Source organism: Verrucomicrobiia bacterium, from assembly GCA_036268055.1.
Classification (GTDB): Bacteria; Verrucomicrobiota; Verrucomicrobiia; order Limisphaerales; family Pedosphaeraceae; genus DATAUW01.
In genome coordinates, this window is sequence record DATAUW010000016.1 from 60,222 (window position 1) to 75,398 (window position 15,177).

Annotated in this window: 3 protein-coding genes; all 3 read left to right on the forward strand. The window is 54.7% G+C overall.

What is annotated here, in order from left to right; genetic code table 11:
* Window position 1 precedes the first annotated feature (1 nt).
* On the forward strand, window positions 2-2,278 hold the full coding sequence (locus tag VH413_09055) for an Ig domain-containing protein (GenBank protein ID HEX3798836.1): 2,277 nt from the start codon (window positions 2-4) through the stop codon (window positions 2,276-2,278).
* Between the two features lie 43 nt (window positions 2,279-2,321).
* Window positions 2,322-5,366, forward strand: coding sequence for a hypothetical protein (locus tag VH413_09060; GenBank protein ID HEX3798837.1), 3,045 nt, complete (start codon window positions 2,322-2,324; stop codon window positions 5,364-5,366).
* A gap of 85 nt (window positions 5,367-5,451) precedes the next feature.
* Window positions 5,452-15,126 (forward strand): Calx-beta domain-containing protein, encoded by a 9,675-nt coding sequence (locus tag VH413_09065; GenBank protein ID HEX3798838.1) that lies wholly within the window; start codon window positions 5,452-5,454, stop codon window positions 15,124-15,126.
* Window positions 15,127-15,177: the final 51 nt, after the last annotated feature.

The window sequence follows — 15,177 nt, forward strand, 5'->3', positions numbered from 1 at the left end:
TATGTTTCACTCAATCAAAAGATTTTGGTTCGTGCTGGCGCTGTTGCTGGGCGGGGTCCAATCCATGTGGGGTTTTGCACTTTTGGGGCCGATCAATGAACCGTACCAGATGGATCCTACAATCGGCTATGGTCTTTCCCCGATTCAAGGCATGGGAAACGCCTTCCCGGTGGATATCGGCGCACCGAAAAATTTTGGCCAGGGTTATCGCTGGAACACTCCCACGAATTACTACGCGTTTGACGCAAGTTTCGCGACATTTTTCGGCTCCAACGGCATGGCCGCGGTGGACCAGGCTTTCGCGATGTTTAATAGCCTGAGCAATGTTTCAAGTTATAGCCCCACTTTGTCTGAATGGCCGTTTAAATCTTCCCGCGTCAATTTTAACGCTGAGGCGTTGGGTCTGCTGGATTTGAAATCCGCGACCATGCAGATCATGATCGAGGAGCTTGGGTTGGCTTCTCCGGATCGGTGGACTTGGGCTTTGCACGACAGATTTCTTCCGTCCGGAGCAGTTTGCCCGGATTTTGAGTATATCGTGATCCAGCGTAATTTTGATCCCGTCACTGATAACTACAGCGCTTATGTGAACGGCGAGTTGCTGGGTTATACCATTCTGGATCTTTGCGGTTTAACAGTTAATCCGGCAGCGCCCTTCGAGGCGGATGCCGAAGAATTTTCCACGGACCCTAAATACACGCTTACAGCCGTCGCTGCCGGCGCTTTAACCGAAGAGCCGGGAACCTTTTTTACCGGATTCACGCGAGATGACATCGGCGGGTTGCGTTATCTTTACGGCGCGAACACGGTGTTCAATGAACCGGGAGATACAAACAGCGTGGTGTTTGCGACCAACTCTACGACCACCCTTTTGACGACTTTCAATCTGGCCATTTTTGAGGCGCAAGCTTTGACCAATGCCCCGACGATGTTGAGCAATCTGTATCCCGGACTGATCATTACCAGCACAACAAACTCTTTTAGACAAGTCGTCACAACGAATTTTACGTTTGAACTTGTGAGCGTTCCTCAAGCGCCCGCGGGAATAGTTACTTTAGTACCCGTGGTGACGTTGACGACTAATTTTCAGGAATTGTTTTTCAATACTTATGCGAATTTAGTCATCTTGCATATGGGTGGTTTGGCGACTGAAACGATTCTGCAAACGTCGGTCACGAAAGATCCGCACTCGCCGGCGAATACTCCCATTTTTGATACGAACGTGGTTGCGACTCTCGTTCTAACTCCATTCACCAACGGTGATTTTTATATCCTGCAGGCCAACCAGTGCGCCCCCGATGTCATACTGCCTATTGCGCCATTGGGAACTTTAACGTCTATCACCAACCAACTGCCCGTGGTCGTGCTGTCCGGCACAGCGATTCCGACAACATTCGTTTTCAATGAAGTGCAGACCTTCACTAATTTCACGTATCAGGTACAGGAGGTTGATTGTGCTTCCAACAACGCGACCGTGCGCCAGGGAATGGAGCACATCACTTTTGTGCGGCGGGATTTCGATCCGCTTTTGAGCGCGAATTGGGTTCCCGTCACCAATACTTATCACCTGACCGCTGTCACGAACACCGCCATTGTCCAAACGCTCCAGCGCGTCGTTAGCCGGCCGGATATTCTTTTCACCACTGCGGATTTGACCGCGGGACCGGGCGGGATGCCACTGATTTCCGTGCTGAACCGTTCCGTTCCTAATTTCAACACTCCAAACAATGGCCAGCCTGGACCTGGAACGATCTCCCCGGGAATAACCATAACCTTGAACGATATTGGGCCGGTGGCTATAAATGACGGCCCTTATTTCCATGACATCGGTGGCCTGATCGGCATTGGTGGAACGCCGGGAACTAATTCAGCATTCAATTTTCAATGGGGTTCATTCGATGCCACGACCAATGCCCCGGTGATTTATCCGAGCACAGCCAGTCTGATCAGTTTGGAGGCCGAGTTATATTTTCAAGTCACGACGCCACTTATGATGCCTTCGGGGAAAGTCGGCTCGGTTTACATCCCCAATGGATTGGGCATGGGAACCAATGGCTTCCAATTACAAGCGGCGGGAGCCACGCAGTTTCTGCCGCCGCAATCACCGTATTTGTGGAGCACAAACGCGCCGGGCTTGCCAGCGGGCTTGATGCTTTCAACCACCGGAATCATTTCCGGAACGCCGACTACCGCTGGGACGAATCAGTTCACGGTGCAGGTGACAGATGCAGGGGCGCGGACGGCGTTCAAGTCATTGCAAATAATAATAACTCAATGATTTATAGAAGCGCGCATTTTCAAATTTGGATAATTAAGACGTTATGAAGCGATTGTTACTTGCTGCGGTTTTTCTGTTGGAATTGTCCGGGCTGGCGTTCGGCCAGGGAAGTTATACCAACTCCACCTTCTTTAACGCGCCGCCCAATCCGTATCCGCAAATTGACGCAACCAATTTTGTCAATGCCGCGCCTTTTAATATCATAGTGCCGGAAACTCTTTCATTTCAGCCCTTCGATTTTTCCGATGTTTTGACCTTCTCGAACAAGTCCACCATGACTTGCAACAGTGGTTTTATTTTTGACACGGCACCGTCCATCTCCGGCGATCGCCGGGCCGCCGCGCTGTTTGGAAATGCTGCTCCCGGAATTATTGCCGCCGGCTCAGTGACCAATGGGATCAACTTGAGTCTGGTCGTTCCTTATGTCGGTTTCACGGGAGAGCTTCAAACCGCCTTCCTGCCGGAGCTGGACATCTATGCCACCAACGTCGTCAACAAAGGGTTGTTGGATGTGGGAATGGCGGGAATCATGAATGTCCAGGGCAACACACTCGATCTTTCCAGCGGTTCTTTGCATGTTGAAGGATTCGACGAAGTGGCGGCGGATTCTGCGTTCGGCGCCAGCATCAGCAATCTCATCGGAACCAACATTATAGTAGGCCAGTTTAATGCCAATGCGCTCGGCATCTTTAATCTTTATCAAGGCATCGGACTGCAAACCAATCTGATCTCGCTCGCGAATTTTACGCTGCCCTTTCCTGCAAGCCCCTTCTCCCGGGTGACCACTGCGAACGGGCAAGCCTTCGGTGGTGAGACGGTCATTTCTCCGAACGCGACTCCCTTCGTATTCGTCTCGCAGATCAATGCGTCCAACACCGGGATTCAGGTGGTTTTTATCAACACCAATCTGCCGGGTATTTCCACCGATGTTCGTTTTGAAGGTGGATTTGGCGACCTCTCGACTCCGGTCATCCAATGGACTTCATTGGCAACCAATCGCAACGGTGTGCCCACGGCCACCAATCTGCTTTACGTCACCGATCAGTTTGGGTCTTTTCCGACCAATACGCTGATGACCAATAGTTATACCTTGAGTGGTGTGCCGGTGCTCTCGCCTTATAATTATTCTTTCTTCCGGTCGTTTGCGGGGTTCACCAACCTCCCCGGCAGCAATCAAAGTTTTGATACGCAAACGCTTTTTGCCAACATAGGCAGGGTTACCAACGCTTATGCGGCGCTGGGAATCAATGTCGCGGATGTTTCCTTCGCGCCCGACAGCACGACGGGACCCGCATCGCTGACTAATTTCCCCGGTCGGATTTCGATCGTGGCCAGCAATTCGCTCAACTTGAGCCGGACAAAAATCACTGGCCCGAATTACATCAGCATCGCGGCGTCAAACAATTTTGTCGGCAGTTCAAACGCCACGATCATCGTGCCGAACATGGATATTGATGTCGGCAGCACGACCGGTTTGTTGCAGATCACCAATCTCGTGGCTCCGAGCGTTCCTCGCATCAATGGGCCGATTGACCTGTGGAGCGGACGTTGGACCAATACCTTCATGGTCGGAACCAATGGACCCTTCACGAATACGTTCCATATTTTAATCGTGGATAGCGGCCTGGCTCCGACGGCGCCGGTGAGCGTGCTGAATTTCACTGCCCGCAGCACCAATCAGATTACGGGCGAACCAGGCAATGTGGTCATCAGCGATGTGCTTAATATCACCAACAGCTTTTTGATCGAAGCGGAAAGTCTGACCGTCACGACCAATGACGCCAGCGCTCTCAACCCAACCGGCGAAATCAACTTCTTCAACCAGACAGCGGACTTTTCCGTTAGTCTGCCTATCCTGCAAAACCTAACCAACTTTGGCGTGATTGATATTCCGGTAAACGCCAATTTCACTCGCGCGACTCCATATACCAGCTTCGTAAATCACGGCCTCATTGGCGGCGAAGGAATGAGCATATTTTCGGACTACGTTGAAAATACCAGCCTGGGCGTTGGCATTTTTCAGGTTGGCTCGGTTTTCTTAACCAACGATTCATTTGGCGCATTGCTGGATGGAGAAGATGGCACGATCACCGTGCAGGCCGGAACGGCGCGCCTGACCAACGACTCATTTCTATCTTTGGGTGATCAAACCCTTACGGCCAACGATCTGACGGTTATCGGCCATGTTTTTGAGACCAGCGGAGCGCTTACTCTTAGTGTTAGCAATAGCGCGGTGGACGGCGGAGCGGCTTCCAGCAATTTCTGGACGGCGGCCAACGGGATTAACCTGCTGGTCAAACCCATGTCAGGCGATTTCCTGGGTACGACAATAACGCTTACTTCACCCGCCGAATCGGAAGTGGATGACACCTGGGCAGGCTTGGATTTGGGGGCAACGTCAGCCGGGTTCGCGAACAACGGCGCAATCGGACGCCTCATACTGGATGGCGGCGATGCGCTATCACAATTCTTCTTCGCCGGCCTGGATACCAATCAGGCTTATGCGTTGTATGTGGATCAAATCGTGTTGACAAATGGCGCCACGACGCGCACGACCGACAACGGCGCGCAAAACTTCTCGGCGTTCGACCTTGCGCCGAATTTTAAGATTTATTATGCCGATGCCGTGATCGGAAATAACGACATCTCGGAAAAATTGCAACAGGGCAATAATCATCAACTCATTTGGGTCCCTTCCTTCGCCGGCGTTTTCAGTTCGACCAATCTGGTGGTTGACGGAGTGACCAATGCCTTCAATCGCGCGCTGGCTGAAAGCACAGACATTGATTCCAACGGCAACGGTATAGCCAATGCTTTCGATCCCGATCCGTTCTCCTTCTCCGCAAGCCAGGTGAACCTCACCATGAGCCTGGCCAATTCCGCGACCAATGCGGATCAAATCTCTACTCTCTCCTGGTTCAGTTTGGCCAATGCGACGAACTATCTTTTGTACAGCACCAGCATGACGGGCACGAACTGGGTGCAGGTATTTTCCACCAAGCAGGGTCCGGTCAACGGCCCGATCACGGTTAAAAGAACGAACAGCGCGGGTTTTTACAGGGTGAAAGTCAATCCGTCGCAACCCTAACCGGTTGAAGACTCGGGTGCGGCTGGCTGTTGTGTAGCCAGTCGAATATGGGGAATGGTCGAGTAAAATATTTTAGAAGGTAACTATGTGTAAACTGGAATTTAATCGCCTGGGCAAGTTGTCTAGCCTGACAACCCGCTTAAAACTGGGCGTCGTCATGCTTTTCGGTTTGGCCGCCATCACGAGTTGGGCAGCGCCAACCAATGATAATTTCGCCAACGCTATAGTCATCCGGCAGCTTACCGGCACCACTACCGGCAGCACCGTGGGCGCGACTTCCGAGCCGCTGGAGCCTGTGGATGCCGGCGTGGGTGGCGGCAAAACCATTTGGTATAAGTGGACTGCTCCTGTTACCGGTACGGAACTTTTCAATACCGAAGGCAGCAGCTTTGACACGGTCATGGCGGTCTATACTGGCACGAACGTGGCCAATCTGACGTTGGTGGCGCAGAATGACGATGTGGCTTTTCCCAGCGACATCACCAGTCAGACATCTTTCCCGACGATTGCCGGAACGGTTTATTATATTTCCGTGGATGGCAATGAAGGTGATAGCGGCTCGGTCATTTTAAATTGGCTTGCGACGGGTTCGCACTCGGGCGGCAGCGTTGGATTTGCCTCCGGTGAAGCTATGAGCGACAGTGGGGCTCCGCTTTACATCGCCGTGGAATCTGACGGTTACGAGTTTCTTAACGAGGCAAGCGAAGCGCGTTTGCCACTCGCGGTGAGAGTGGATCGCACGGGCGGCTCCGCCGGCCGCATCCTGGTGGACTATACCATCGTTGCTTCCAACTACTACGATATCTACATCACCAATCTCTATGGCACGAATATTTTAACCACCAATTCCGACGGCACGTTCACAAATATTTTCACGACCAACATCGTGGTTATGAGTGCCATCCAGACTTTGGCCGATACTCGGTTGACTTATAATCATTATACCAGTGGAAATACGGTTACATTCACCAATATCAACGGGCAGTCGCTTCCGCCGACCGTCGTTTCCCTGGGGACCAATTTTGCTCTGCCATTTCCGTGCATGAATTCCAATCTTCCGCCGGGACTAGCCACCAATGGCACGGTCGTCAGCACCATCACCACGAATATTTTCTGCCTTCCCGGGATGCCGTTCACGAATATCGTTCCCAGCGCCTTCGCCGGTTTAGATTTTCTACCTTCGAGTGGAACGGTTGCGCTCAATGATTTTCAATCGGCGATTGATGTTCCATACACGGTCGGGGACGACCTTCCGAACCCGCTTGACATCACTCAGCTAAGAAATCCGTTTTTCCTGGTCACGCTTTCGAATGCGCGGCTCGACCCGCAGGAAGGAAACTCGGGAAACATATCGCCGCCGTCTATCGGGATAAGCAATGCATTTGTGCAGTTGCTGAATACCGAAGTGGGTGGTCCCGTCGGGAAGAATGTTGACGGCTTGCCCTCACCGCAGGGAACCCCGGCTGAGCCCGCCGTTTCCATCGCCAATTTCATTAATTCACGTTTTTGGGTGAAAGAAAATCCCAACACGAACACCACCCAAATCGTGCATCTAACGGTGATGCGCACCGGAACAAATTTTTCAGCGGGATTTACCGTGGATTTTACTGCGGATGTCAATCCCGGCAATCAGGAAGCGAATGCTTATGATAGCTTTCCCTTGTCACCCGGTTCAGATTACGCCACGCCTTTCAATCCTGACCCGAACAGCAAGGATATGATCGCTCATTATTCCCTCACGAACGGCACGCTCTCGTGGGGTGCCGGTGATGGCCAGAACAAGGAAATTGTTTTGACGATCAATTATGATCCTGCGGTTCAATTCAACGAAGATTTTGTCGTGCAACTGCGCAATCCAAATGGTGGAGCAGTCGGTCTCAATGATACCGCCGTCGTGACGATCCTGTTCAACGACCAGCCAGCCGGCGGGATTGATCGTGACCATAATCCGAACAACGCGCCGATCACCAACCCGCCGTTCAATGCTTCGCCAGGTGCGGGTGGCAGTAACGACACGGTTTATGCCGTGGCGGTTCAACCGGACGGCAAGAGCGTGTTTGGCGGAGATTTTCGCGCATATAATGGAACGCCGCGCAACCGGGTTGCCCGCATGAATGCGGACGGGTCGTTGGACACCACTTTCATGGCGTCGCCGAATAATGGCGCAGACAATACGGTCAACTGCCTTGCGTTGCAGCCGGACGGCAATATTATTATTGGCGGTGTCTTCGGTTCATTCAATTCCATCTCCCGCCCGCACGTTGCGCGGTTGAGTGGAGCGGACGGCAGTTTGGATGCGAGTTTCAATTCCGGCCTCGGACCCAACGGCACAGTATCCGCTGTGGCTTTGCAAGCGGACGGTCGTGTGGTCATTGGTGGAATTTTTACATCCGTGAACTCCACCAATCGCATCAATCTCGCGCGCTTGAATCCTGACGGCAGCCTCGATACGACTTTCGACCCGGGTATCGGGCCCAACGGCGTGATCAACGCGGTCGCGGTTCAACTCGACGGAAAAATTGTCATCGGCGGCGCCTTCACGACGATTGATAACATTCCTTTCCGCGGCATCGCGCGCCTCAATGCGGATGGTTCGCTCGACAGTTCCTTCAATCCGGGACCTGGTGTGGACAACACCGTTTATGCGTTGGCGGAACAACCCGATGGACGCGTGCTCGTTGGCGGCAATTTCACCACCATCAATCTGATACCCCGCAATAACATCGCCCGGATGAATTCCGACGGCTCGACGGATTTGACTTTCGATCCCGGTACCGGCGCAGATGACATCATTTATACAATCGCCTTGCAACCGGCGGACGGCAATGTCCTGGTCGGCGGCTTGTTTACTTCGATCAACAGCACGCGCCGTATTGGTGTCGCGCGCCTATTCAGTTTCGGCCCGGTGGACACCTCGTTCATGGACACGGCTTACAATCAATTCGCCGGATTGATCAATCCGCTCGCCAATCAGTTGGTGCAACCCAAAAATTTCCTGCGTTCCATCGCCGTTCAGCCGGACGGCAACGTGATGATTGCCGGCCGGTTCAATCAGGTGGGCGGTGGCGTCAATTACAATTATAACACCATCAATAGTGGAACTTCCTTCGTCAACGGCATCCCGACGCGCGACGCCGTTACACCGCGATTGAACGTCGCTCGACTGATTGGCGGAGCGACGCCTGGGCCCGGTAATATAGGTCTGGCCTTCGGCAGCTATAATGCCGATAAAGCGAATCAATCATTTTTCGTGAGTTTGATCCGAACCAACGGTTTCCTCGGAGCCGGAACGGTGACGTTCCAGCCGACGCCGTTGCACGCAGGCACGGGAAGCGCCGTACCCAATGTGGATTACCAGCAAACGGTTCAGAATCCTGTCTGGGGTCTGGACGGAGATTTAGATACGTGGAACGGTGGCTCCAGCGACGGTCTTTCCGGGCTGAACAATTTGCCGGTTGACGCCCTTAACCGCCGAACGGGCTTTGTCAATTCGCTGGTGAATTTCGTCACCATCCTGGACAATACGAATACCGTCGGCAACCTGGGCGTGAACCTGCAGCTTACTCAACCCGTCAGTTCTATAACTCTCGGTGGTGAACCTATCGCCAGTGGTGTCGCACTCGGTATCGGCTCTGCGCCGCTGACGATTGTGGACAATAGTGTGCCGGCCGGCACGATTGGATTCAGCATGTCGAGCTATTTTGTGAGTGAAGGGGCGACGAATGCCGTCATTTCGATCACTCGCACGAACGGCAGCACCGGCCCGGTTTCCGTGCAATATCAAACCGTTCCCGGCACCGGCCCGCTGGGCGCATTGCCCGGTGCGACGAATGATTATATCAACACTTCCGGAATCCTCACCTTCGAGTCCGGCGTGACCAACCTTACCTTCATGGTGCCGATCGTGGATAATTTCATCGTGCGGCCTGACCGCTCGCTGACCTTGATCCTGACGAATATCACCGGCGGCGGCATCATTGGTGTCGGCAGCGCTTCGCTGACGATCATCAATAACAATTTCAAAGCTGGAACGCTCAGCTTCCTGGCGAACAACGGCACGAACACGCCGAATTTCACCGCCAATGAAAATGCCGGAGTTGCGACCATCACGGTCACGCGGCAGGGTGGCAGTATCGGGACCGAAAAGATTTCTTTCGCCACGTCGGATGGCTCGGCCATGGCGGGACAGGATTATGATCCGACCAACGGCGTACTAACGTGGGCCAACGGCGACACGGTGGACAAGACCTTCAATATTGTCCTGCACAATCGCGGCTCAGTCACCAGCAACCTGACGGTCAATCTCGCGTTGTCGAACGCCTTGACCAACGGTTTCGCGGCGCCAGCCGCATTCGGTGAATTCACGAATGCCGTCCTGACCATCATCAACGATAACTTCTTCGGCAACCCGACGCTGAGCACTCCAACTTACACAGTGAACGACAACGCGGGCGCGGTGATCATCACCGTCAACCGTTTGGGCGGCAGTTCGCAATCCATCTCGGTTGATTATGCGACCAGCGACGGCACCGCCAAGGCGGGCACGGATTATCAATTCACCAGCGGCACACTCACGTTCCTCGATGGGCAATTCAGCCAGTCGTTCAGTGTGCCGATCATTCAGAGCGGTTCACCGAATTCGAATGACCTTCAATTCAACGTCTCGCTCAGCAATCCGCAGCCATCGTCCGGCCCTGGCGGCGGGGTGATGCTCGGCAATCCTTCCAACGGCACGGTGACGATCGTCAATAGCCAGATTCAGGATCAACCGCCCGGCACGCCGGACACTACTTACAATGCGGCCGCCGCTTTCAATGCGCCGATCTTTACGATGGCGTTGCAGACCAATGGCAGCCTGCTCGTTGGCGGTGACTTCACGGAGGCGAATGGCATCCTGCGCAATCGCATCGCGCGCCTGGATGCGAATGGTTTCCTCGATGTGAAATTCTCTTCCGGCAACGCGGGGGCGAACGCTTCGGTCCGCGCGCTGGCCATCCAGTCGGACGGCGCGATTGTCATCGGCGGTCTTTTCAATACGGTGAATGGTTTCACGGAAAATTATATCGCGCGCCTGAACTTCGACGGCTCGCTTGACTCGACTTTCAACACGGGCGTCGGCGCGGATAATCCGGTTTATTCCATCGCGGAAACCACCGGTAACACGCTCGTGGCCGGTTCGACCCGCAAGCTCGTCATCGGCGGCAGCTTCGCCTCGGTGGGCGGAGTGCCTTACCGTAGTGTTGCGCAGTTGAATCAGGACGGCTCGGTGGACACCACCTTCAACGCCGCTGGCGCGAACGGCACAGTTTACGCCGTGGCCGTTTATTCGACGAACGATGATATCAATGGCGGCAAGATCCTTATCGGTGGTGACTTCACTACGGTCAACGGAACCAATGTGAATCATATCGCGCGCTTGAATGCCGACGGCACGCTCGATGCCACCTTCAATGTCCCGGCGAGCGTTAATCAAAACTTTGGCCCGAATGATTCGGTCCGCTCCATCGCGATTCAGGTGGATGGAAAAGTATTGATCGGCGGCTTGTTCACGTCTGTGGCGGGCATTCCGCTCAACTACGTCGCGCGGCTCGATCCGCTGGGCCAGGTGGACCCGACCTTCAATGTTGGTCTCGGCGCGAATGACGCGGTGTCGGCCATCGTCATCCAGCAAGATCTGAAAATCCTTTTGGGCGGCATCTTCACTCAGGCGAGCGGCGTCACCCGCAATCGTCTTACCCGTTTGAATTCGGACGGCACGGTGGATTCCAGCATCAACTTCGGCCAGGGCGCGAATGACTTCATTGATGCGATCGCGGTCCAGGCGGACTCGAAGATTATTGTTGGCGGTGGTTTCACGCAGTTCGACGGCGAGAGCAAGCCCCGCATCGCGCGCATCTACGGTGGCAGCGAAACGGGCACTGGCAGCATTCAATTCGTCTCGGCGAATTTCCAGGTCAACGAAAGCGCGACTAATATTGTCATCGGCATCCAGCGCATCGGCGGGACAAGTAATACCATCTCCGTCCTGGCGGGAGTCAGTAATGGAACCGCAATCGCGGGAGTGGATTACACCGCCGTGACGAATCTGATCACCTTCGGCGAAGGTGAAACCTTCGAGACGCTGACCGTGCCCATCCTGATTAACCCGGCGAATATGGGCCAGCTCGTCGCGAATCTGAGCCTGATCAATCCAGCCGACGGGAGCCTCATTGTCGGCAATCAATCCCAGGCGTTGCTCACTATTATCGGCGCGAACAGCACCGTGAGTTTCTCGACGGCGAATTACGCAGTGAACAAAATCGGCAGCGGCGGCACTGCAACGATCACGGTCGTGCGCAACAACAGCACGATTGGAACTGCGTCGGTTGATTTCACGACGACGGATACCGGCACCGCGACTCCATTCGTGGATTATACTCCGGTGACGAATACACTCGTCTTCGCAAACGGCCAGACGAACGCGACCGTCGTCATACCGGTTTCGACCAATGGCGTGGGCGAGGGCAACCTCACCGTGGGGATGACTTTGCTCAATCCGACGAACACCGCCTTGAGCCCGTCGCTGCCGACCACGGCGACCTTGACCATCGTTGACAGCAGCCAGGCACCGGGCAACCTCGAGTTCTCCGCGCCGAGTTACTCCATCTCGCAGTTGGCCAGCAATGCGATCATTACCGTGGTGCGCACCAACGGCAGTCTTGGAACTGTCTCGGTGAATTTCTCGGCGAGCGGCGGCAGCGCAACGCCGAACGTGGATTATCTCCCGACCAACGGCACCTTGAGCTTCATTGACGGACAACTGACCAAATCGTTCAGCGTGCCCATCTTTGACAATACGAACCTGACTTCGGACGTCACGCTCAACCTGACGCTGACGCCCACAGGCAGTGGAAATATTGTCGGCCCCACAACCGTTCCGCTGACGATCGTGAATCAAAATCTCGATGTGAGCTTTGCCCAGGGCGGCTACTTTGTGGATGAAAACAACGGCAGCATCATCATCGGCGTGACCCGCAGCGGCAATACCAATGTGACTGCGGTGGTGAACTATGCCACTGCCGATGGGACGGCCAGCAACAATGTGGCTTATCTCGCAACCAGCGGCCAGTTGACTTTCCTGCCCGGCCAGACTTTCGAGACGTTTGTGGTTCCGATTCTCCCGGATCCATCCATTACGGGTAACCGAATCTTCTTCATTAATTTGACGAAAGATGCTAGCTCGCCAGCCGTGCAACTGATTAATCCAGTCACCACGACGGTCACGGTGTTGGACGATAATTCCGGCTTTGAACTCGGCGCTCCGGCGTTTGCCATTCTCAAGGGCGCGACCAACATCATCATCCCGGTTCTGCGCAAGGGCAACACTGCCGGTTCGGCCACGGTCGGCTTCTCGGCCGGTGGCGGCACGGCGACGCCAAGCGTGGAATACGTGGCGACCAATGGCGTGCTGACTTTCGTCAGCGGCCAGACCTCGAACTTCTTCATCGTCCAGATCCTGAATGACAACCAGATTGACGGTGATCGAACGGTTGAACTCGCCTTGGCGAATCCTTCGACCGGCACGCAACTGCTTCCGCCGAGCAGCGCGACGCTGACCATCTTTGACAACGAATCCGGTGTCAGTTTCTCGAGTGCGAATTATGTCGTGAATGAAAACGGTGTGGACGCAACTATCACAGTTGTCCGCACTGGCGTGACGAACACGGCGGTCACAGTCAATTATGCCACCGCCGACGGCTCCGCCATAGCGGGCGCGCAATACCGTTCGGCGAGCGGGACGTTGTCCTTTGCTCCAGGTGAGACCGGCAAGACGTTCCTCGTGCCGATCATTGACAACAACGTGACCGGGGGCAGCAAGACGGTGAATCTGCTCTTGTCCAATCCGTCGGCCGATACCACGTTGAGCAGTCCGGTGGCGGCTACGCTGACCATCTTCAATAACGACGGCAGCCTGATCGTCGCGGCGGGCGCGGCCTTGCTCACGCCGACGAATGGCATCATTACGCCGAACACAAGTGTGACCGCGCTGTTCTCGTTGCTGAATATCGCCGGTTCCAACACCGCGGTGTCCGCCACATTGCTGGCGACCAACGGCGTCACAAATATTATCGTCGGCACGAATGATTACGGCACGCTGGCGGTCGGAGGACCTTCTGTCTTCCGTCCGTTCACGTTCAGTGTGAATGGGACCAATGGCAACTCGTTCAACGCCGTGTTGAAACTGTCCTTTGCCAATACCAATACGCTGGTCAGCTATACCTTCACGCTCGGCACCTCGACGAACTCTTATACGAACAACACACTCATCGCGATCAATGACTTGACGAACGCCACGCCGTATCCGTCCAAGATCATCATCACGAACCTGAACGGCGTGATCAATAAGGTGACAGCCACAGTTTATAAAATGGGCCATGCCTATTCGTCCGATATTTCGATGCTGCTGGTCGGCCCGGCAGGCACGAATACTTTGCTCATGGAAGATGCCGGTGGGCCGTTCACCTTCACCAACGTGACGCTGACCTTCGACAGCGCCTCAACCAATCACCTGACTTCGACTAACGCGCCGACTACCGGCACATATCAACCGGCCGATTTGCAGACCGGCTCAGTATTCCCGGCTGGAACGATGGGGATTTCGCCGCCGGCCGGACCTTACGGAACCAACCTGAATGATTTCACCAACACCAATCCGAACGGCACGTGGTCGTTGTTCGTGGATGATACCAAGTTCCTCGACACCGGTTCGATCAACCAGGGCTGGAGCCTGGCGCTCACCACATTGAACGTCGTGGCACCGAACGTGGATTTGTCCATCGGTATAACGGGCACGCCGAACACGGTGGTGGTTAGCAACACGCTTCTCTATACCATCAGCATCACCAACGCCGGGCCTTCGAGCGCCACGGGCGTTGTCGTCACGAATATCCTACCGCCGGGTGTCATTAATGCGCGCGTTCTTTCGCCGCTGGGCAGCAGCAGCATAAACAGCGCAGGCAACATCGTGACCTCAATCGGAACCCTGGCCACCAACGAAACCGCGACGATCCAAATCTCCCTCACCCCGACTGCGGCTGACGAAGGCATGATCACCGACGTCGTCTTCGTCAGTTCTCACGAAGTGGAAGACAATCTGCCCAACAATACGGCAGCGCTCTCCACTACGGTCGAATCACCGAATGCGGACATCGGCGTCACCGCGCAGGCCAACCCGAATATCGTCCCGGTGGGCAATAATGTTACTTACACAATCACCGTAACCAACAGTGGTCCTGCATTGGCTCCGGGAGTCACCGTGACCAACAATCTGCCTGCGGGCGGCATGCTGGTGTCGGACACTGCCACGGGCAGATCGGTCACTAATAGCGACGGATTCCTGATTTCAAGTGTGGGCGATTTGGTGGTCGGCGGGACGGCTACTTTCACCGTCACCGTGCAACAGACTCTGAGTGGCACGAATACCAGCACGTTCACCGCGGGTTCGGCGGCGGTTCCGGATCCTTTGAAGAGTAATAACAGCATGACCGTCAAGGTCGTCGTCGAAAGCGGATTGACGCTGGGCGTCACGCGTTCCGGTTCATCATTGAACTTTAGCTGGCCAGCCACGGGCAATTACGTATTGCAAACCACGAGCAGCCTGGTGCCGCCAGCGATGTGGATAAATGTGACTGGCAGCAGCCCGTCTTTGGTCGGTGGCGTGAATACGCAAACCGTAACGATCGGCAGTGGCAATGCCTATTTCCGGTTGAGCGCCCAATAAGCGGATTGCGGCGGTCGCAACCTTCGGCCGGAAGGTTGCAGGGAAGTTATG